The following is a 19,826-nucleotide window of genomic DNA, read 5'->3' on the forward strand; positions in this document are numbered from 1 at the left end:
TGCCCTTGCCTGAGGTACCGGGGGACGAAAGCTGGATGTCCAGGCGCCCGTCGGAGCTACGGGAGACACCGTCGCGTCCACCAGTGGTGTGGGTCTTGCCTGTGTATAGAACTTTTCCGGTTTGGGTCATGATGGTTTCCTTGTTGAGCGTAGTTTGTAGAGTCGGTGAGCCAGTCTTGAACGTGGCGGCTTCTGCATTCGCAGCGGCGTCATCGGTTGACTTCCGTATCCGCTGCACGACGAGATCCATTTAAACCGACCGAAGTATCCGGCCCGTTTCGACTTGGGGCAGAACTGTGTGCACGCGTATCGGCCCGACGATGCGATACAAACCAGTACAAAGTCATCCGCCGCGGCGCGGCTACCCCGGCCATCCCCGCATTCCGCAGCGCTCCAGGTACGTGGCCACCAGCTCACGGAGCTCGCGATCGCCGTCAACGATAAGGGGATGGTCAGGCTGGATCATTCACGCGTTCCATGTGCCAGGGTGGCGTTGCATGACGCTACGGTCACTTGGAGACCGGGGCCGAGGCGACGAGCCGCACTTGTGGTTGGCGTGCATACGCCGGAGTTCGCCAGCGAGAAATCGACCGAGCGCGAAACTAGCGCTTTGCGCGCAGCATGCGCGCGCCTCTTTGTCTCGCTACGTGTCCGCAAGCGGGAAACCTGCAATCGCATGCAATTGCGGCGGATGACGGTACATGGGAGATGCACCCATCCCCCATCCATGACGGAACCAGACGCGATCGTCTTGGGGGAGACTATGCCCGATTAAATCAACGATCGAAGCAGGAAGAATTGTGCCGGGTGACGGAAAGCAAGGTGATCACAAGTTTCGCGGTCAAGGGGCGGTTCTTCTACTGGTACATGATGAAGGACATCTACAGCCGCAAGTTGCTGGACAACGAGGCGCATGGGAGTGAGTCGGCCGAGCGCGCCGCTCGTCTGCTGACACACAGTAGATGTCGAGACGGTGGAGCGTCACCAGTTGGTCCTTGTTGCGCATGGGCTCGGGCAGTTCTATTCGTCCGTCATATAAGAATCTACCATGGCTCAGCTTTCTCGCCTTGCCGGCCTTATCGCGACACAACCATGAAATTGGCTACCGGTCGCGGATGGCGCAGCGCATGATCCTTTTCATGACGTTGACAACGAAAGTGGTGCAGTTGTACTGCATCCCGTAGCGGAAAGGCGTTCCAGAAAAATGCATACTCTCAAAATAATACGCTTCGCTGAAGTACCGAGAGTATTGCGATGACAACACAAAGATGGCGCCTTTATTAGAGGTGAGATGCGTGAACTTACCAACCGTCTGCGGATCATCGTACGTGACTTTGTCAGAATGAGAAATCATCGGATACACGTTGCCGTACCGATATCTGCCGATCACATGACCTTGTTGCCTCCACGCCTCAACATTTCCGCCGAGCGGATTGAGCATTTTTAGGCGAACATAGTTTTCATCAGCAAAAAAACAGGAGTGCCCCGTTAGCGGATTCCCCATTCTTGCATACACCTGAACCATCAGGTTCCCATCGAGCAGACAGCGGACGAACTCTGAATAATGAGGCACCCTTCGCCCCATGGCTGATGCAAGCGCTAGCGCCATTTCTGGATCTGCCCGCCGGTCATCTATAAAGCGTCGCCAGTTCCTTTGAATTACCGATACGGCCTTTTCCTCGTTCATTATCAATCCCCCTATTTTGAGTGGCGCATGCCGTGGCAATTAACTCCAACGCCAGAGACGATCGCACGCAATAAAAACCATCGATTCTAGCGTGACGACTTGAAAGAGTATTGATGAAAAAGACGATTATGTTATTTTGGCATTAGACGAGCCATATGAAGACAGCTGCCAAGGCGACAAAATAATCAAAGCACTCAGACAATTTATCGTATCGCGTGTCGGACGTGGCGGACCATCGTAGCAAACGAGGACTGGCATAAACATAGAATGTCTTCTAATAAATGGGGAAATTCTGAGAGCAGATCGTTGAGGGAGCTTCACGAGCGGCGTTACGTTGGGAGACGGAACGACTCCCGGGTGAGTTTCGAGTACGGGCACGTCTGGTGCGCGGCGTCGGTCAGCGAATGGTGATCTCCGCGCAGAGGCCGCCGCCGTCGCGGTTGCGCAACCTGAGGGAGCCGCCGATCGCAACGGCAAGCTGCTGCGCGATGGCCAGGCCTAGCCCGGTGCCGCCGGTTTCGCGGCTGCGGGACTGCTCGAGCCGGAAGAACGGCTGCATGACAGCCTCGAGCTGGTCCTCGGGAATCCCGCGACCACGATCCAGCACCTTGATGATCACGGATCCCTCGCCATCCTTTTGCACGCTTAACTCCGCGGCACCACCGAACTTCAGCGCGTTGTCGATGAGATTGGTGAGAATGCGCCGTAGCGCGTGCGGACGCGTCACGATGGCCCCGTCGATCTTCTCGATCATCGTCACGGCCTTGCCGGTGTCCTGATAATCATAGGCGAGGCTCTCCATGAAGGATCCGATGTCGATACGAGAGGATTTCTCGGCATCGCCATGCGCACTGCGCGCGTAGGCCAGGCCCTCCTGGACGAGACGCTGGATCTCGGCGAGGTCCTGCACCAGCTTGTCCTTTTCGACCGAATCCTCCGCCATTTCGGCACGAAGCTTCATGCGCGTGATCGGGGTCTGAAGGTCGTGGGAAATCGCCGACAGGATCTGGACGCGCTCCTCGACATAGTGCGCGATACGATCCCGCATGGCATTGAACGCGACGGCGGCGTGGGCGACTTCGCTCGGGCCCGTTTCGCACAAGCGCGGCGCCTTCTTGTTCGGGTCCAGCGCATCCGCGGCATTGGCAAGGTCCATCAGGGGACGTATCGCCAGCCGGACAGCGAACCAGCTGCACAGGATGAGAAGAACCAGCTGAGTGATCAGGACATAAGGCAGCCACTGCGCCAGCGGCATGGGCGCGGGGTTCACATCGATCGTCAGGGGACTGCCGTCGCTCAAGGTCAGGTGGGCCTGCAAGCGCTTGCCGTCACCGGGGATGGATTCGACCTTGATGGGAAACCGCTGCCCCCCGGCTTCCTGTATTCTCGCGGCGATGTCGGCGCCGCGGCTGCTGAGATCGGGCACCCCGGGCAAGCCGGGACCCAGCACATATTGGTATGCTCTCCTGTCCAGCCGCGGTACCCATTCGGCACGCTCATTCGCGGGAAGGCGATCAAGAATGGCGATGGAAGTGGCCACATCGGTTTCAAGCGTACCAAGCATCACGGCCTTGGCCGTCACGTAACGCTCAAGGAAGAGCACGCCAAAGGAAAGCCCATACGCGATCGTCAGGCCCGCGAGAAAAATCAGGAATAACCGCGATCCCAAGGTGCGGGGCCAGGGCAGGATCCGCCGGAACATGGCGATGGAGCTCATCCGCGGGGCTCGGTGATTTCGACCGGCATGGCGAAGACGTAGCCTTCGCTGCGGACGGTCTTGATGTAAGCCGGTTCGCGCGCGTCGTCGCAAAGGCGCTGACGAAGCCGGCTGACCAGCAGGTCGATGGAGCGTTCGAACATCTCGGCTTCGCGCCCTTGAGTGAGGTTGAGAAGCTGATCCCGGTTAAGTACGCGCTGCGGATGATCGACGAACACGCGAAGCAGGCGATACTCGGCACCACTGAGCGCGACCGCCGTACCCTCCCGGTCGATCAGTTGCCGCCCGGACGTGTCGAGCTGCCACACGCCAAAACTCAAGAGCTGGCCGGCCTCCGTCACCTGCAGGTTCGGCGGCAGCATGCGGGTCCGGCGCAGGACGGCCTTGATGCGGGCCAGCAGCTCCCGCGCGGCAAACGGCTTGGCCAGATAGTCGTCCGCTCCCATTTCCAGGCCGACGATCCGGTCCGTCTCGTCACTGCGCGCCGTCAGCATCAGCACCGGGGTAGCCTTGTGCTTGCCGGCTCGCAGCTCGCGGCACAATACCAGCCCGTCATCGCCAGGCAGCATCAGGTCGAGCACGATGAGATCGACTGCATTGGCTTCGAGGAAAGCACGCATATGCCGCCCGTCCGGTGCTACGGTGACGCGCAAACCGTTCTTGGTGAGATAGCTCGATACCAGTTCCCGGATCTCGCGGTCATCGTCGACGACCAGGATGTGATCGATATGAGGCTCCATCGCAAGCACCTTCGATGTTGGTTGAGGGACAGGCCCATGCCGGGCACCAAATTACCCCAGAGAGGCTGTTTCGTGGGGGCCGCAAGCGGCACTCTTTGTATCCCAGTGTATCTGCAAACGCCCCAAGCACACTTCCTTACGCTTGCACCTGATCCCGATACAGCCGGGACACGTGCGCGGTGTTTCATGCATGCATGGCTGGCACACGGCCGAAACCCGCCGCATTCGCGTCAAAGGAGAATCATGTTGACCCTTCTGGCTATTGCCTACCTTGGGGGTGTGCTGACAATACTCAGTCCGTGCATCCTGCCAGTCCTGCCGTTCGTCTTTGCACGCGCCGGGCAGCCCTTCGTCCGAAGCACGCTGCCGATGCTGGCCGGCATGGCGATGACATTTGCCACGGTGGCGACGCTGGCGGCGGTCGGCGGCGGCTGGGTGGTCCAAGCCAACGAGTACGGCCGGTACGCCGCACTGGCCCTGCTGGCTGTCTTCGGCGCGACCCTGCTATCGCCACGGCTTGCCGAGCACGTGACGCGCCCGGTGGTTGTGCTGGCAAACCGGTTGCTGAAACCGGCGGATGGATCACTGCAGGCGCCGACGCTCGGCAGTGCTCTGCTGCTCGGCGTCGCCACAGGGCTGCTCTGGGCACCTTGCGCCGGACCGATCCTGGGCCTGGTGCTCACGGGTGCGGCGCTGCACGGCGCAAATGGGCAGACCACGCTGCTCCTGGCCGCGTATGCGGCCGGCACGGCCACCTCGCTCGCCGTCGCCCTGCTGATCGGCGGACGGGTCTTCGCGATCATGAAGACATCGCTGGGTGCCGGTGAATGGGTGCGTCGCGGTCTCGGCGCGGCCGTCCTTTGCGGTGTCGCCGCGATCGGGCTAGGTGTCGATACGTCCCTTCTTGCCCAACTCTCGGGTGGCAGCACGGCTGTGATCGAACAGGCGCTGCTCGATGCATCTCGTTCGATCACAGCCAAACCAGCTGCGGCGCCTGCCACTGCCGCTGCTACTGCCACTACCGGCTATGGCAGGATGATGCTGACGTCGGCCGACGCGCGCGTAGCGTTTCACAGCGGCCTGCCGGACGAGGGTCAGATCCCGCCGCTCAGCGGCGCCGTCCAGTGGCTGAACTCGCCGCCACTGACGGCGGAACAGCTTCGCGGCAAGGTCGTGCTGGTTGATTTCTGGACCTACTCCTGCATCAATTGCATTCGCACCGTGCCCTACCTCAAGGCCTGGGCCGAGAAGTACAAGGACCAGGGGTTCACCGTGATCAGCGTGCATACGCCGGAGTTCGCTTTTGAGAAGAAGGCCGAGAACATCCGCAAGGCGATCGACAACCTCGGGATCCCGTATCCGGTCGCGGTGGACAGCGAATTCAAGATCTGGCAGGCATTTCACAATAACTACTGGCCTGCCCTCTATTTCGTCGACGCAAAGGGAGAGATCCGGCATCACCAGTTCGGAGAAGGCGATTACGATAAAGCGGAGAGGGTCATCCAGGCGTTGCTGGCGGAAGCGGGCAGCCAGCGGGCCAGGACGGCTGCCGTGAGCCCGGACGCCAAAGGCGCCCAAATGGCGGCCGACCTCAGCAATATTCGCTCCTCCGAGACCTACATCGGCTATCAACAGGGCTCGAGTTTCTCCTCCCCGGAGGGACTAAAGGGCGACATCGCCCGGGAATACAGCATCGCCGCGCCGCGCCTCAATCATTGGGGGCTGACAGGCAACTGGACCGTGGGGGCCGAGCAAGCGACGCTGAATCGGGGAAACGGCGGCATCACCTACCGGTTCCGGGCGCGCGACCTCCATTTGGTGATGGGCCCCGGTGCCGACGGCAAACCGGTGCGGTTCCAGGTAAAGGTGGACGGCAAGGCACCGGGCGAGAGCCATGGCGCAGACGTCGATGCCGCGGGCAACGGTGCCGTCAGCCAGACACGCCTCTATCAACTCGTGCGCCAGGCTGGCGATGTCTCGGAACGCACTTTCGAGATTCGCTTTCTCGATCCCGGCGTCCAGGCCTTCGTCTTCACCTTTGGATAGTCGCATCCAGAGGCGCGGCGTCATCGCGGGGCCGCGGAACCTGGTCGGTTCCGCGCGGTCGCGGCGCCAGTCAGCCAGCAAAGAATTGATGCAAGGACTGCACGGCCGCCGCCCCCTCTCCAACCGCGGCGGCCACCCGCTTCACCGACCCGCTTCGGACATCGCCAACCGCAAAGATGCCCGGCTGACTCGTCTCCAGGTAGTGTGGCGCGCGTTCAAGTTTCCAATGCGAGCAAGGAACCTGGGATCCGGTCAGGACGAAATCCTTGTCATCAAGCATCACGCAGCCTCCCAGCCAGTCCGTATTCGGCTCCGCGCCAAGGAAGAGGAACACATGCTCAACGGGGAAATCCCGCGGCGCCTCACCGGCGCGTTGACAGCGAACCTGTTGAAGCTTTGTCTCCCCCAGCAACTCGATAATCCCGGTCCTGGGATGCAAGGTAATATTGCCAGCTGCCTCGATGCGCTGGATCAGATAGTGTGACATGCTGGCCGCCAGCCCATCCGAGCGCACCAGGATATGTACGTGCCGAGCAAAGCCGGACAGGAAAACAGCCGCCTGTCCGGCGGAATTCCCACCGCCGACCACGATGACTTCCTCGTCCTTGCAATAGGTCGTCTCCATGAACGAGGCGTTGTAGTAAACCCCCCGGCCTTCGAAGTACTCGAGATTGTGCAACGGTGGCTTGCGGTAACGCGCTCCAGTGGCGATCACAACAGCACGCGCATGAACCCGCTCGCCATTGTCGAGGTGGATCTTAAAACTCTCATTGTCATTGCATTCCAGCGATGTCACTTCTATCGGTACAGCGACCTCGACACCGAACTTGCGCGCCTGGGCGGTACCCCGTCCGGCTAAAGCCCGGCCGGAGATTCCGGTTGGAAAGCCAAAGTAGTTCTCGATCTTTGAGCTGGTACCCGCTTGCCCACCGGGCGCTTTGGCGTCAAGCACCACAACATGCAGCCCCTCCGATGCCGCATACACAGCCGCGGCCAGCCCGCCAGGGCCAGCGCCGACCACTGCCAGGTCGTAGTGGCACCCATCCAGCTTTTCCGGGCTAAGTCCGATGGCATCGGCTACCTGGCGGTTCGAAGGGTTCTTCAGCACCCCGCCCTGCGGTGTAATGACCGCCGGGATGTCTTCGCGGCCGATACCGAACTGTCTCATCAGCGCCTGCGTTTCGGCGTGCAGGTCGACATCGAAGTAGGCTGCAGGCTGGCCATTTCTTGAGAGAAACTCACGCAGGCGCAGAATATCGGCTGAGTGGCGTGAGCCAATCAGGATCACGCCACCGCCTCTTTCGTCTTCGATGAAAGCAACGCGCCGCAGGATATAGGCGCGCATGATAATCTCGCTGAGATCGGCTTCGGCGATGACCAGCGTGCGCATCGACTCCCTGCTGATGACGATCATTTCGCAATCAGTGCGTGTTCTGACAGTAGCCACCGCTCCCCGGCCCACAAGAGAACCGATGTCGCCGGTAAAATTGCCGGGGCCCAGCGTTCCGATAATCCGCGAGCCTATCGCGGAAGCTCGTTCTACCTCAACCTGGCCGGAAATCAAAAGGAACGTGTCGATGTTCCTTTGCCCTTGGTGGAAAAGCACTTCGTTGCCAGGAACAATACGGCGCGTCCCATAGCGCTCCATGAGTTGAAGCTGTGCCGGAGCCAGCTTCGGGAAGGCTTGGTGACTACGACTTCCGCTGGCGGGCGTAGCTGAATCCTCGGAGCTATTCGTCGTCATGGCATTCCTCAATCATGAATGAGCAGCGTCGCGTCCGGCGGTGATAGAGACAATGTGCAGCCCTGACGCGGATGGCACGGGCTCAATCGAGAACCACCGGTTCGCTCACTCTAGCAGGGCTCCTGAGCGTAGGCCAATGGGATCTTGCAATAGCCGATATGTAGCCCTCTAGCCACCACGCTAAAGCTCAGCGGCCCAAAGTTTGCAGTATCGAACATGGAGGTGTACTGGCGCCGGAACGTCAGCGTGCCGTATTGCCCGTGCCGCAGAAATGCATCGCCATTGAGGTCCGGCCAAACCACCTCTGTAACCCGCACCTGACGCCCAGCAGCCTTCCGACAAATGTCACAGAGCATTGCTACAACTCAACCGGGATACTTCCGACGCGAGGATGGTCATGCCTGTAAAACTGAGGGGATACTTATCGCCAACGCTGGTTTTGCTCGCCTTTGACTGGCCAGAGGGCAAGGACCGCAACGATTTTCTCGGGTTCGCCATCAAACGCACGCCTGGCTTCTGGTCGGCGGAGGGCACGACACGAGAGGCGGCAAGCTGGCTTCCAAATCGAAACACGTTTCACGGCCCTGTGCCGGCAGGCCAGCCCGACGTGCCATCCAGGGATGCGCCCATCCAGAAGTTCATGTGGTGGGACAATCGAATCGAGTCAGGCAAGCTGGAAGACCGCGCCGGTACTTTTACCTACGTCGTGTATCCGGTCGTCGGCGCCCCGGAAGCGCCAACGCTGCTGGATAGTAAGAGCGCCATCTGTGAGCTTAAGCTGCCGGCCCACGTGGAAGACGGCGTCGGCACTTGGTTCAACCGCGCTGTCATGCGCTCCCAGGCATTCAGCCGCAAGATCCTGGCCATGGGGTTGGCGCCCAATCAGCCTCCGCCGCCTGACAAAGACCTGGAACTCAGAACGTGGCTGGCAAACGGGATGGAAAGAGCGGTCCCCTCCGTACTGGACGGCGCCACGGCCGTAGTAGGTGCTGCCTATCACCTGACCGACAAGCTCTGGGTCATTCCCCAGCTCCGTCAGTTCTCGTCCGACCACAATCACGCGGCAACGCTCGTCTACGATGCCCACCCGGTCAAGCAAGGGAAAGCGCCGGCAAAACCTACTCCCAACACCGATGCCGTCCGTGAGCTGGGCCAGCACATTGAGTTCTACCCGCGGGATAAGACGAACATCATGCATGACAAAATTCTGGTCACGAACACAGGGACCGGCAAGCCAGCCAGGGTACTAATGGGCTCCGCGAACTTTACGACCGAGGGTCTCACACAGCAGGCAAATCTACTGCACACCTTCGCATCGGAAGCGTTAGCCGCCCTCTACAACGAGCGGCTCGCCGCCATTGCTCCCAACCCTGGCCTTGCCGCGACCGCCAGTCTGACCCACGATTGGTCACCCTCCATCAAGGTGGGCAGCGCGACCACGGTACGAGCCATCTTCTCACCCGAACCGACTGACAGCCAGGTTCAGACCGATACCGTCATCGCGGCAATCGAAGCTGCGCAGCACTCGGTTCTATTCTGTATGTTCTCCCCAACTGATGAACCGCTCATCAACGCATGCTTCGGGAAGGGCGACGAAGGCAAGATGATGTTCGGCCTCGTGAACCGCCTCAGCCGGAACACCGATACCATACAACTGAAGGCCAGCGCCTCTGGCAAGCCGATCACGCAGGCACAGCTGGCGGCCATCGAGCTTTACCATCGCTCGAAGGACAAGCGGGACGTGGTTGACGGCATGTACTTCACCAGGGACGCGGTGCCGGCCGGCTACGAGCCTGAGCTTCAAGTCTATCCCGGTGAACAGCCCCCGCCCTATCCACCGGTCATCATTCACCACAAGCTCATCATCATCGACGCGGAGGGTACCGACCCCATCGTCTACAGCGGCTCGGCCAACATGAGCGAGAATTCACTGCACCGCAATGACGAGAACTTGCTGGAAATCCGCAGTCCGAAAATTGCTGCCATCTATCTGGCCGAGTTCATGCGTCTCTATGAGCATTTTCGCGCGCGGGCCATCGCGATTGAGGTTGGCAAGCATCCCGCGCGCAAGCTGGACTTGACCCTCGCGCCCGATGGAAGCTGGGCAAAGAAGTACTACGTGGAAGGTAGTCCGGAATGCAAGGCGCGCAAGGCAATGGCCTAGCGCCGACCCCCAAATATTGCTCAAGCGCCACTTATCGAACGCCGGCTGGCGCTAGCTCCGCCGAAGAGGTTGAGACCGGCAGTTTTGCTCGTGTACTGCTTGCGCTTCTCGACGGCACGTAATGCGGAACGCTGTGCCTGGCGCCCGGGCAGACACCCGCGCACTAGGCTACTATTCAAGCCGCCCACAGAGCTTGAACCAGACTTGAGCTGTACTTGGGGGACGCTGATGCCAAGCTTTCTAGAGTCGTCCGAGATGCAAGCGCAGACCCATGCGCTCACAGTGCTATCACAACTGACATCAACGGATGTCACCACATTGGAACATTGCTCCGCAGACTTCCTCGTAAGCAATGACCCTGAAGTTGGCCATCAATTGCGCGTTGCCCTTCGCAGGCTCCGTGCGTTGCTATGGGCCTACCAGGCACTGCTGCCACAGGGGCTCGCCAGGGATTGGCGGCAACGGTTCCGAAACCTTGCCACCAAAGTCGGTGCCGTTCGGAACTGGGACGTCATCATTAACTCGCTCCTGCCCGCAGCTGTGCCGCCGACGCACCCATCGGCCCTTACGCTATTGGAAGTCCTGGACGAGGTCCGGCATAAAGCTCGCCAGGAAGGCCGCAACGCGTTCGTCTCGGCCGAGCCTGAGCAGCTGATTTCCGCCTTCACGGTCGCCATCAGGCAAGTTCACAGCGCGCCCGCCGACCGGTCGGAAACCATCGGTGAGTTTGCGCGAGCGCGTGTCGAAACGGCATCCCGCCGCCTGAACAAGCAGCTGACCCGTGCCTTGGACGGCAATATTGCTGAACTCCACCAGACCCGCATCCAGATAAAGCGACTGCGCTATCTCCTTGAATATTTCTCTCCCATGCTCTCGAAGGCAGACCGTAAGCGCATCCATCGGCTCACAGAACTCCAGGATGCTCTCGGAGAGCTGAACGACGTCGTCGTTGGCGCAAACTACATTTTCGAAGTCCCGACGGGCCCCGAATATGCGTCGGCGCAGGAAATGTTCTTGCGATGGCTACGCGAGGAAAAGAAGACCAGGCGCCACAAAGCCGTCATCGCCCTTCGACAACTGGTGCGCAAGCTTTGAGACGCTGGCAAAGACTGCGAAACGCCGAAATGGCTAACAGTGCCCCCTAGTACCCAGCGGTAAGTCACCATCGCTGCCGGCGCGTTGGTCAGCGTCAGGAATACCGGATTCGGAGACATTTCTGCTGGACAGACTACTGAATTGGCGAGACTCGAGGCAGGCAGATGTTCTTGTGGATCCCGTGTTTCGCGAACGCGCGGGTCAAAGCTGGAGATATAAAGCGTCCTTCACAGGACGCTTATGAATGGTGAGCCACCTTCCTGGAACTCATTGGCCCGAAGACACCGCGCACGTCAGGGCGTCCACATCGGCGCTTAATTGAGTTCTGGCGGGCGTAGCCAAAGTTGCTTGTCCTCCATGACGACTTCATAGGTGCGGATACGCAAGCTCGGAGATGCAATGCACTGGCCGTTGCGAATGTCAAATCGCAAGCCGTGTGAAGGACAGCTGATAACGTGCTCAACGCACGAACCTCCTGCCATGGAAGCCCCCGCATGCGGGCAGCTGTTCTCCAGGGCAAAGAATTGGCCGTCAAGGTTGAGCACGATTACCGATTGACCGTCTTGCAAGAAGACCAATTTGCGTGCGCCTGGAGCCAGTGACTCCGCAGGCCCGACCAGAATCGGTTGGGGATCAGGCATTGGATTTGCACTCGCGGTTCAAATGCCTGGCCGCCACGGCTTGCTGCATGACGTGAACCAACTCGCTTGCCGGAACCGCGCCAGTGACCGGCCACTGCCCGTTGAAGACCAGATGAGGAACCCCTCCTCCATGGTCAGCCCCCATTGAGGGCTGTAGCTGAGAGGACGCACTGGCATCCCAACTGAACCCGGACGCTTGAGCCAAGGCCTGCAGTGTCTCTGTTGAGCCGATGTCCTGCCCTTGGGAGAAGAATGCGCAGTAGATGGAATCCACCAACTGGTACATGGCCTCCGGCGCCAGCTTGGACTGGGCCGCATTGACCAGGGCACATGCCAGCGCCGAATTCGGAAAGGTCACAATGCTTTCGAAGTTCAACGATAGATCAACCGCTTCAGCCACGGCGCGAATCTGTGCGCGGCGCATCGCCACAGCCCGTTCGCCACCAAGCCGTGCTTCATAAAATGCCTGGTATGGAATGCCTTGCGCAGGAATCTGCGGCAGCAAAACATTGGCATGCCATATTGTCTCCAGCGCCAATCCAGGATGCTGCTGTCGAAGGCTTGCCGATGCTGAACGCAGATTTCGCAACCCAATCCAGCACCAAGGGCAAATCAGATCAAGGTAAAAATCAACGCGCAGAGTTTGCGACGATGTGGGGGCCGGGACCGTACCCGAAAGTTCAGAGCAATTCACGCAATAATTCCTTAGCACCCGGCCAGGGGCCGTATCCAGATGCGGGGTTGAGGTGACCGATATCCCCAAGAGCAACAAGGCGAGAACCCCAGTCACCCGCCAATTGAGCGACCGGCTCGAACCTGCCCATGGGATCGTGACAGCTGGCTGCCATCAGGACGGGAAATAGCAGCTTTGTCCTGGGCAGGCCGCAATGCCGCGCGCGGCACATCTTATTCGTCGAGCTTGATCCCTGCGTCGTTGGCGATCTTCGTCCAGACTTGCAGATCATTCTTGACGATCTCGCCCAACTGCGCGGAGGACTTTACCGGAGGCGGCTCGAAGTTCAGATTCTTCATCAGGGTCGCGATCTCCGGCAACGCCTGCACCTTGTTGGCCTCATCGGCCAGCCGCTTCACGATCGCCGGACTGGTTCCGGCCGGCGCGAACATGCCGAACCATCCCACCGTACTGAACTTGTAGCCCTGTTCAGCCAACGTCTTGACGTTGGCAAGCTGGGGAGACCGCACGTTGCCCACAATGGCAATACCGCGCACCTTCCCGGAACGCAGGAAGGGAACCGCCACGCTGGGATCGGTCCAGCCGATCTTCAGCACACCCGAGGAAAGCTCGGTGAGCAGTTGCGTGGATGTCCGGTATGGGACGTGTTCAGTCTTCATACCGGTCTGCTTCTTCAGCCACTCCATCGTCAAGTGCCCGGACGAGCCGGTGCCCCAGCTGCCATAGCTGTACTTATCCGGATTCGCCTTCACGAACGCGACGAGTCCAGGCAAGTCGTGCACCGGCAGATCCGGGCTCACCAGCAGCAACACCCCACCCACAGCTGTCTGTGCGATCGGCACGAGGCTTTTTCTTGCCTCCTGGGAAATGGACTTGATGACGGCCGGCGCAACCACCATGTTGGATGCCGTTGTGTAGAGAATCGTGTAGCCATCCGGCGCCGCCTTGAGGACGGCGTTGGTCCCGATCACCCCGCTGCCACCCGGCCGGTTCTCCACCACCACAGGCTGCTTCAGCGATTCGGAAAGGCGCCGCGCCATGACCCGCGCCAGCGCGTCGGTTCCCGATCCGGGAGACGACGGCACGATCATTTGAATCGGGTGCGTGGGCCAGGCTTCCTGTGCCTGCACCTGGCCTGGCGCGCACAAGGCAATGATTGTCTTGGCGCACAGCACAGCCGTGAGCAGCTTTTTCAGTAATGACATCGTCTCCCCCATGCTTTTGGGACTTTCCGGGACTTTTGGGACTTTGGGGACTTTGGGGCTATTAGCCGGCCTGCCAAGTACAGTCTGCCTCACCAACCAACTGTGGGCCAAACGATTTCTACCGGCTCAGGCTTTCGCGAACACGATCATAGCAGCCGTCAATATTCTTGTCGACATCAATACATTTGTCTGTCCAAAGTGCATGGCGCGCTCTGGTCACAGCGTCCCGGCAAAGTGCTGCATGACCAGGCTGCTGATCGCCACGCTGACCCACACGATCAGGCCAAGCAGTAGCGGTCGTGCCCCAGCGCGCTTCAGCCTGTCGATGTCGGTACCCAGGCCTACCCCGACGAGGGCGCCGACGACCAGGAAGGGGGCCATCAGCTGGATCGCATGCGTCAGGCCGGACGGCAGCCATTCGTTGACCGCCGAGGCCAGGACGAAGAGGACGATGAACCAGGGAATGACACGACGCATCGACCCGGCAGGCTGGTTGCGCTGGCAGATCAGCGCGATCACCAGCGTGACCGGCACGATCATCATGGCGCGCGTCAGCTTGACGATCGTCGCGTATTCGCCCGCGGCCGAGCTCCAGGCATAGCCGGCTGCGACGACCGAGGACGTGTCATTGATCGCGGTGCCGGCCCAGAGGCCGAAGCCGGCATCGGACATGCCGAGCATCTTGCCAAGGATGGGAAAAACGACGACGGCCACGACGTTGAACATGAAGATCGTGGACAGCGCATACGTCATGTCATGCTCGTCGGGCTGGAGCACAGGCGTGATTGCCGCAATAGCCGATCCGCCGCAAATGGCGGTGCCGGCGCCGATCAGGATCTTGAGCTTCTCAGGGATGCGCAGGATGTGGCCGGCGATGATGGCCACGGCGAAGGCGACCGCAAGCGTGACCAGCGAGACCGGCAGCGATGTCAGCCCGGTCTGGACGACATCGTGCAGCGGCAGGCTGAAGCCCAGTCCGATGATCGAGTATTGCAGCATCTGCTTGGAAGCGAACTGGATACCCGGCTTGTATCGGTCGCCAGGCTTGAGGAAGGCACGGCAGAGCACACCAAGCAGCATGCCGAAGACAGCACCTCCAAGTATTGGAACCAGCTTGCCAAGTAGCGCGGCCGGCACCGATACGGCGATGACCAGGAGGAGTCCGGGGAACGAGGACTTGGTCGTGAACATTCTGAGCGCCATGTGACAAACACCTCCTTAGCTGAATTTTGCATAACGATATTTCCATATGGCATATCGGCGCCAACGCCATTTTTTGGTTATTGCTATCGAGAAAAACGATAAGGGTGTTCCTGGACCGGCACGGAGCGCATACGCGAAAAAGCCGCCGCTGGCGCCGAGGAGCGTGCGCTTGCTGTGGGCGCCAGGCCATCTGTTGCCGCGTGCTTGCGCACTACCCGTCGACGGGGTGCACGAACAGATCAAGCGGTACATTGCGATGCGGGACAACGGGAATGTGCGCGTCGGGCAGGACAAGACCCCGGGCGCGAGCCTGCTGAACTACCTGATCAGCCAGGCGGCGATTCCGGAGTACCAGGTGCGCTGCCGCTGGAAGCCGAACAGCGTAGCGATCCGGGACAGCGTGGCGACACAGCACTACGCGGTGAGCGACTACGGGCCGGCGCCGCGCAGGATGGAACGCGCCACCATCAAAGGGGATCGACCGACCCGCCCCTCAGGTATTGAGTATCGGTGTAAGCGAATCTACCTACGAAGAATCCCTACGCCCGGGTGAACGAGGAAAAACCTAGGATAAAGGGGACGAGCTTGGCATGACGGAGTGCCCAATGCGCCCTCACTACGCGACTGAGAAAGATCTACCTGAGATTGAGGCGCTCCTGCGTGCTTGCGCACTTTCCATCGAGGGGGTACGCGCGCATATCGAACAGTACATCGTGGTCCGGGACAATGCCGGCCTTCTCGGATGCGTCGGTATCGAACAATCTGGAACGGTCGGTCTCCTGCTAGGACTAGCTGTTGCTCAGCGTGCGCGCTCTGCCGGACTCGGAGAGCTTCTGATTTCCGCTATCGTCGCCGACGCTCGGCAACGTGGTGTCGAGTCGATCTTTGTGCAAACCACGTCCGCTTCTGCCTACTTCGCGCGCTTCGGGTTCGCGCCAATCGGCACCTCCCAAGAAGTACCTCGTGCCTTACTTCCATCGCAGGAATTTTCAACGAACAAGGCAGCTCCAGGCACACTGATGCGGACGGCTTTGTAGTGTTCCGTGTCGGCACACATCAACGCTAGTACAACATCCCGCAGCTGCCGCATAAGTAAAACCACGCCCGCCGAGTTCTGCCACCTACGTACCCTTATCACGGCAATACCTCCGTGAGACCAGGCGCAAGCAGACACTCGCCGCTTGCGATAGATGACGTACGGTCATCCACCCCTTGACCATCCATCCTTTGTCAGCTCCCCCAAGGAAGCCGTTTAATGCGTCGTTAAACCGCGACCGATGGTGACAGCGGGGTTCGCTAAAGGCTCCCTCGCGTTCCAGCTGATCTCCTTCATTCTGGGTTGTAAAGGAATATTTGGGCGTGTCGCTTGCGGACGCCCAGAAGAAGTTCACCGGGGCGACAGTCGTCGCATCGCTGGTGGCCCTCGGGTTGACGTTGCTGCTGTCACTTGTTGTCTGAGCGGGCCGCAACCTACATTTAATCGACCTCAAACAAGGACTGCATGATGATCTCGGGTAAGACATTGGAGAGCTGGTATGCGACGCATCCGCTGATCCGCGAGTTGGTCGAGTTGCAAGAAACCAGTTGGTTCAATCCCGGCACCGCCCCGGTCGCCGAAGCGCTGCAGGATGTCGGCCTGACCGCAGACGATGTCGCGCACGCGAGCGCGCGCCTGACGCGCTTTGCCCCGTACATTGCGCGAGTCTTCCCGGAAACGGCCGCGGGCGGCGGCATGATCGAATCGGGCATTCGTCCTTTGCACGCGCTGCAGCAGGCGTTGTGCAAGCGGTACGGCGTCGAATTGAACGGCACCATGTGGATGAAGACGGACAGCCATCTGCCGATCTCCGGTTCAATCAAGGCGCGCGGCGGCATTTACGAAGTGCTCAAGCACGCGGAGGATGTCGCGTTCTCAGGTGGTTTGCTTCGGGCAGAAGATGACTACGCCGGACTGGACAGCGAACAGGCGCGCAAGTTTTTCAGCGGCCGCAAGATCGCGGTCGGCTCAACCGGCAATCTGGGGTTGTCCATCGGCATCATGGGTTCGACGCTCGGCTTTCAGGTGATCGTCCATATGTCGGCCGATGCGCGTCAGTGGAAGAAGGACAAACTGCGATCGCACGGTGTCACTGTCATCGAGCACACGTCCGACTATAGCGTGGCGGTCGAGGAAGGGCGCAGGCAGGCTGAGTCCGATCCTGCCTGCCACTTCGTCGACGACGAGAACTCAACCAATCTGTTTCTCGGATATGCGGTGGCGGCGGAGCGACTGAAGGCGCAACTGGCCGGCGCCGGTGTGATGGTCGACGACGAGCATCCGTTGTTCGTGTACTTGCCCTGCGGCGTCGGCGGCGGTCCTGGTGGCGTGGCGTTTGGGCTGAAGCTTGTATTCGGCGATGCGGTGCATTGTGTCTTCGCCGAACCCACCCACTCCCCTTGCATGTTGCTCGGCGTTTATACGGGCCTGCATGACGAGGTGTGCGTACAGGACTTCGGCATCGACAACGTTACCGCTGCCGACGGGTTGGCGGTCGGGCGCGCGTCGGGATTCGTCGGCAAGGCGATGCAACGTCTTCTGGACGGCTACTATACGGTGCGCGATGAAGAGCTGTACCGACTGCTCGCATTGATGGAGCAAAGCGAAGGCGTCTGCCTGGAGCCGTCCGCGCTGGCGGGCGTTCCAGGCATCATGAGAGTACTGGGCGAGCAACAGGGCTATCATGCGCGCACCGGTCTGGGCGCGCGATCCCTCGCGCAGGCGACCCATCTTGTTTGGGCAACTGGTGGTAGCATGGTTCCACCCGACGAGATGAAAGCCTATCTGGCCAAAGGTCGCGCGTTGCTCGAAACGTGATGCGACTTCCTGGCGGTGCTCTCGCGACTGGACCGGGCCTGTAGTGGCAAGCCGAACCTGGCACCCGGACTCGATGCGACATACGTTGGGCGGCTTGTCGGCTCAAGGAAACCATCGCCTTGCTGAACCTTCCTCCTCGCGCTGGCTCCCGGCTTAACAGCAGCCAGTTTGCCAACCTCTATACGTTCCTGGTAGCGGCCCGCCACCTCAGCTTCGCCTGGGCCGCCGACGAGCTTTGCCTGACGGCGAGCGCAGTGAGCCACCGCATCAGCCGGCTGGAAAGCGCGCTGTCGATACAACTGTTCGTGCGCCTGACGCGCCAGGTACGCTTGACCGAGGAAGGCGAGCGTATCTTCGGAATTCTGCAGAATGCAGTGGGCGATCTGTCCGAGGCGTTGCAGCAGTCGCCGCAAGCTGAGATCGCGGGCGCGATTGTCCTGTATGCGAGGCCTTCCGTGGCGCAATGCTGGCTGGTGCCCCGCCTGGCCGATTTCGCGCGACGCTATCCGCTGGTGTCAGTGGATCTTCGTGTCGGGAACGATAGTGTCGACTTCCGGACCCGAAACATCGATCTCGCACTTTATTACGCCAGCGGAGATTTCCCCGGGCTGACCGGTTTGAAGCTGATGGAAGAGAAGATGGCACCGGTCTGCAGTCCGGAGTACGCACAACGCCATCGCCTGGTGGACAGGCCTGGCAATCTGCAGCACTGCACGCTGCTGCACGACTCGCTTGCATGGGACAACGCTTCGCACGACGCGGAATGGAGGCTGTGGGCGCGCCAGCACGGCATGGAAGCTTCGCTGCCCACCCGTCAATTCACTTTCGACAGCGCCAACTTGTCGGTGATCGCGGCGATGAATCATGCCGGGATTGCCATAGGCCGACAACGGTTGGTTCAGGAGCGGGTCCGTCGAGGTGAGCTTGTGCTTCCGTTGGGCGATTTTGCTCGATGCGGCCACTACGACTACTATCTGGTCCATCCGCCTCTCGATCCTGTGCCCAGGCGGCTGCTGGTTTTTATGGCATGGCTGAAGGATTGCGCGCACCAATCCTCTCGTCGGATCGGCAGACCGGGCAAGCGCGGAGGCACGTAATTGCGATCTTCCTCTTGCTGTCGGGAGTATTCCCCGCGCTTTTTCAGGCTGGTCTTGTCGGAACCCACCTAGGCACGTGTGCGGCAATGACGCCACACCAACCTTGCGCATTATTCAGCACAATCGCTGGATTATTAGCGTCGCCATGACTCTCACAACGAAGACCGTCAGGATTGTTGCGCATCGAGCAACCATATGTTTCGGAATCTAGGGTTTATATGTATAGTACAAACCCTTATCATGTCGACTGTTGCAAAGTCCCCAAATTTTGGTGACTCGATGCCTTCCATCCAATTCATCATGAATACCCAACGTTTCGTTCTGATTGCCGCCACTGTCGCTCTGACCGGTGCCCTGTTCGCTGCTTTTGCATTGGCCAAGGCTGGCGAATTCAATGTGCACACTGATGGCGCACGGGCCGGCAAGTTCGACACGTACACCGATGGCGCAAGGGCCGACAAGTTCGAAACGTTCCCCGATGGCGCAAGAGCCGGCGGCTATATGTCTTCTTCTTCCTATGGCTCTCCGCTGTAACCAGGAAGTTTCGACTGGCTCCACGGCTTGTTGAGGGTGACAACCTGGTTGTCACCCTTTCTTCATTGGCAATCAGATTCACAATCGCCCGGTTGAACTTCGCCCAGACCTGGAGCGCTGGCGCCCCTTGGGCACCTTCACCACAACCGGCCCGGCCCCCGTCAGCACCTCACGCCCTGAGAAGGACTGCCCTTAGAACTTGTGGCGAATACCCAGGGCGACACCGAGCATATTGCTTTGGCCACTGGCAAGCGTATAGCTATTGCCAAGGGATAGGCTGTTGGCATAGCCAATCGTCGGGGAATCCAGTCCCAGACCCGCATTCTTTGCATATGCCGTGGTCAGGTAGATATCAGTCCGCTTGGAAAGCGTGTAGTCGGCAATGAAGGCAATCTGCCATGGGTT

The 19,826-nt window shown here is 60.0% G+C and carries 16 protein-coding genes and 4 pseudogenes; 9 read left to right on the forward strand and 11 right to left on the reverse strand.

The features are described 5' to 3' along the window. The 4 genes and pseudogenes from AC1DQ3_RS34820 to AC1DQ3_RS34835 all read right to left on the reverse strand — a co-directional run. Window positions 1–130: pseudogene (locus AC1DQ3_RS34820) on the reverse strand (peroxiredoxin); the annotation flags it as partial. Between the two features lie 972 nt (window positions 131–1,102). Further along, window positions 1,103–1,687 (reverse strand): hypothetical protein, encoded by a 585-nt coding sequence (locus tag AC1DQ3_RS34825; protein ID WP_477124648.1) that lies wholly within the window; start codon window positions 1,685–1,687, stop codon window positions 1,103–1,105. Window positions 1,688–2,084: 397 nt separating this feature from the next. Then, on the reverse strand, window positions 2,085–3,404 hold the full coding sequence (locus AC1DQ3_RS34830) for a HAMP domain-containing sensor histidine kinase (protein ID WP_477124649.1): 1,320 nt from the start codon (window positions 3,402–3,404) through the stop codon (window positions 2,085–2,087). Then, window positions 3,401–4,144, reverse strand: coding sequence for a response regulator (locus AC1DQ3_RS34835; protein ID WP_477124660.1), 744 nt, complete (start codon window positions 4,142–4,144; stop codon window positions 3,401–3,403). The genes AC1DQ3_RS34830 and AC1DQ3_RS34835 overlap by 4 nt, the downstream gene beginning before the upstream one ends. A gap of 246 nt (window positions 4,145–4,390) precedes the next feature. Here AC1DQ3_RS34835 and AC1DQ3_RS34840 point away from each other — a divergent pair, with 246 nt between their 5' ends. Then, on the forward strand, window positions 4,391–6,190 hold the full coding sequence (locus AC1DQ3_RS34840) for a cytochrome c biogenesis protein DipZ (protein ID WP_477124661.1): 1,800 nt from the start codon (window positions 4,391–4,393) through the stop codon (window positions 6,188–6,190). Window positions 6,191–6,260: 70 nt separating this feature from the next. On the opposite strand, the gene AC1DQ3_RS34845 is transcribed toward AC1DQ3_RS34840, so the two are convergent. Further along, window positions 6,261–7,934, reverse strand: coding sequence for an FAD-dependent oxidoreductase (locus AC1DQ3_RS34845; protein WP_477124650.1), 1,674 nt, complete (start codon window positions 7,932–7,934; stop codon window positions 6,261–6,263). A gap of 397 nt (window positions 7,935–8,331) precedes the next feature. On the opposite strand from AC1DQ3_RS34845, the gene AC1DQ3_RS34850 reads away from it, so the two are divergent. After that, a complete protein-coding gene (locus AC1DQ3_RS34850) occupies window positions 8,332–10,098 on the forward strand; it encodes a phospholipase D-like domain-containing protein (protein ID WP_477124651.1) in 1,767 nt (588 codons plus the stop codon). A gap of 255 nt (window positions 10,099–10,353) precedes the next feature. Then, window positions 10,354–11,193, forward strand: a complete 840-nt coding sequence (locus AC1DQ3_RS34855; protein WP_477124652.1) for a CHAD domain-containing protein — start codon at window positions 10,354–10,356, stop codon at window positions 11,191–11,193. 314 nt (window positions 11,194–11,507) lie between these two features. Here AC1DQ3_RS34855 and AC1DQ3_RS34860 read toward each other — a convergent pair whose 3' ends face one another. The 5 genes from AC1DQ3_RS34860 to AC1DQ3_RS34880 all read right to left on the reverse strand — a co-directional run bounded on the left by AC1DQ3_RS34860 (window position 11,508) and on the right by AC1DQ3_RS34880 (window position 14,924). Continuing rightward, window positions 11,508–11,834 (reverse strand): Rieske (2Fe-2S) protein, encoded by a 327-nt coding sequence (locus AC1DQ3_RS34860; RefSeq protein ID WP_477124653.1) that lies wholly within the window; start codon window positions 11,832–11,834, stop codon window positions 11,508–11,510. Further along, window positions 11,827–12,528 (reverse strand): DsbA family oxidoreductase, encoded by a 702-nt coding sequence (locus tag AC1DQ3_RS34865; RefSeq protein WP_477124654.1) that lies wholly within the window; start codon window positions 12,526–12,528, stop codon window positions 11,827–11,829. The genes AC1DQ3_RS34860 and AC1DQ3_RS34865 overlap by 8 nt, the downstream gene beginning before the upstream one ends. Then, window positions 12,515–12,799 carry an alpha/beta hydrolase gene (locus tag AC1DQ3_RS34870; RefSeq protein WP_477124655.1) on the reverse strand — a complete coding sequence of 95 codons (285 nt, stop codon included), beginning with the start codon at window positions 12,797–12,799 and terminating at the stop codon, window positions 12,515–12,517. Before AC1DQ3_RS34870 ends, AC1DQ3_RS34865 begins: the two co-directional genes overlap by 14 nt. Further along, window positions 12,741–13,733 (reverse strand): Bug family tripartite tricarboxylate transporter substrate binding protein, encoded by a 993-nt coding sequence (locus AC1DQ3_RS34875; protein ID WP_477124662.1) that lies wholly within the window; start codon window positions 13,731–13,733, stop codon window positions 12,741–12,743. Before AC1DQ3_RS34875 ends, AC1DQ3_RS34870 begins: the two co-directional genes overlap by 59 nt. A gap of 216 nt (window positions 13,734–13,949) precedes the next feature. Next, a complete protein-coding gene (locus AC1DQ3_RS34880; RefSeq protein ID WP_477124656.1) occupies window positions 13,950–14,924 on the reverse strand; it encodes a YeiH family protein in 975 nt (324 codons plus the stop codon). A 280-nt stretch (window positions 14,925–15,204) separates the two neighbouring features. Here AC1DQ3_RS34880 and AC1DQ3_RS34885 point away from each other — a divergent pair. The 6 genes and pseudogenes from AC1DQ3_RS34885 to AC1DQ3_RS34910 form a co-directional block, all read left to right on the forward strand. Continuing rightward, window positions 15,205–15,489 (forward strand): annotated as a pseudogene (locus tag AC1DQ3_RS34885) (TauD/TfdA family dioxygenase); the annotation flags it as partial. Window positions 15,490–15,541: 52 nt separating this feature from the next. Then, on the forward strand, window positions 15,542–15,973 hold the full coding sequence (locus AC1DQ3_RS34890) for a GNAT family N-acetyltransferase (RefSeq protein ID WP_477124657.1): 432 nt from the start codon (window positions 15,542–15,544) through the stop codon (window positions 15,971–15,973). A 301-nt stretch (window positions 15,974–16,274) separates the two neighbouring features. Next, window positions 16,275–16,394: pseudogene (locus AC1DQ3_RS34895) on the forward strand (hypothetical protein); the annotation flags it as partial. A gap of 46 nt (window positions 16,395–16,440) precedes the next feature. Continuing rightward, window positions 16,441–17,790 carry a D-serine ammonia-lyase gene (dsdA, locus tag AC1DQ3_RS34900; protein WP_477124663.1) on the forward strand — a complete coding sequence of 450 codons (1,350 nt, stop codon included), beginning with the start codon at window positions 16,441–16,443 and terminating at the stop codon, window positions 17,788–17,790. A gap of 119 nt (window positions 17,791–17,909) precedes the next feature. Next, complete coding sequence (gene dsdC / locus AC1DQ3_RS34905) at window positions 17,910–18,887, forward strand: DNA-binding transcriptional regulator DsdC (protein WP_477124658.1); 978 nt, start codon at window positions 17,910–17,912, stop codon at window positions 18,885–18,887. A gap of 279 nt (window positions 18,888–19,166) precedes the next feature. Next, on the forward strand, window positions 19,167–19,421 hold the full coding sequence (locus AC1DQ3_RS34910) for a hypothetical protein (RefSeq protein WP_477124659.1): 255 nt from the start codon (window positions 19,167–19,169) through the stop codon (window positions 19,419–19,421). A gap of 192 nt (window positions 19,422–19,613) precedes the next feature. On the opposite strand, the pseudogene AC1DQ3_RS34915 reads toward AC1DQ3_RS34910, so the two are convergent. Continuing rightward, window positions 19,614–19,826, reverse strand: a pseudogene (locus AC1DQ3_RS34915) (porin); the annotation flags it as partial.

This window comes from Cupriavidus sp. 01T418, assembly GCF_056398885.1.

Coding starts and splice junctions, on each gene's coding strand:
- AC1DQ3_RS34825 (WP_477124648.1), bottom strand. CDS start 1,687: ATGAACGAGGAAAAGGCCGTATCGGTAATTCAAAGGAACTGGCGACGC.
- AC1DQ3_RS34830 (WP_477124649.1), bottom strand. CDS start 3,404: ATGAGCTCCATCGCCATGTTCCGGCGGATCCTGCCCTGGCCCCGCACC.
- AC1DQ3_RS34835 (WP_477124660.1), bottom strand. CDS start 4,144: ATGGAGCCTCATATCGATCACATCCTGGTCGTCGACGATGACCGCGAG.
- AC1DQ3_RS34845 (WP_477124650.1), bottom strand. CDS start 7,934: ATGACGACGAATAGCTCCGAGGATTCAGCTACGCCCGCCAGCGGAAGT.
- AC1DQ3_RS34850 (WP_477124651.1), top strand. CDS start 8,332: ATGCCTGTAAAACTGAGGGGATACTTATCGCCAACGCTGGTTTTGCTC.
- AC1DQ3_RS34855 (WP_477124652.1), top strand. CDS start 10,354: ATGCAAGCGCAGACCCATGCGCTCACAGTGCTATCACAACTGACATCA.
- AC1DQ3_RS34860 (WP_477124653.1), bottom strand. CDS start 11,834: ATGCCTGATCCCCAACCGATTCTGGTCGGGCCTGCGGAGTCACTGGCT.
- AC1DQ3_RS34870 (WP_477124655.1), bottom strand. CDS start 12,799: ATGATCTGCAAGTCTGGACGAAGATCGCCAACGACGCAGGGATCAAGC.
- AC1DQ3_RS34875 (WP_477124662.1), bottom strand. CDS start 13,733: ATGTCATTACTGAAAAAGCTGCTCACGGCTGTGCTGTGCGCCAAGACA.
- AC1DQ3_RS34880 (WP_477124656.1), bottom strand. CDS start 14,924: ATGTTCACGACCAAGTCCTCGTTCCCCGGACTCCTCCTGGTCATCGCC.
- AC1DQ3_RS34890 (WP_477124657.1), top strand. CDS start 15,542: ATGCGCCCTCACTACGCGACTGAGAAAGATCTACCTGAGATTGAGGCG.
- dsdA (WP_477124663.1), top strand. CDS start 16,441: ATGATCTCGGGTAAGACATTGGAGAGCTGGTATGCGACGCATCCGCTG.
- AC1DQ3_RS34910 (WP_477124659.1), top strand. CDS start 19,167: ATGCCTTCCATCCAATTCATCATGAATACCCAACGTTTCGTTCTGATT.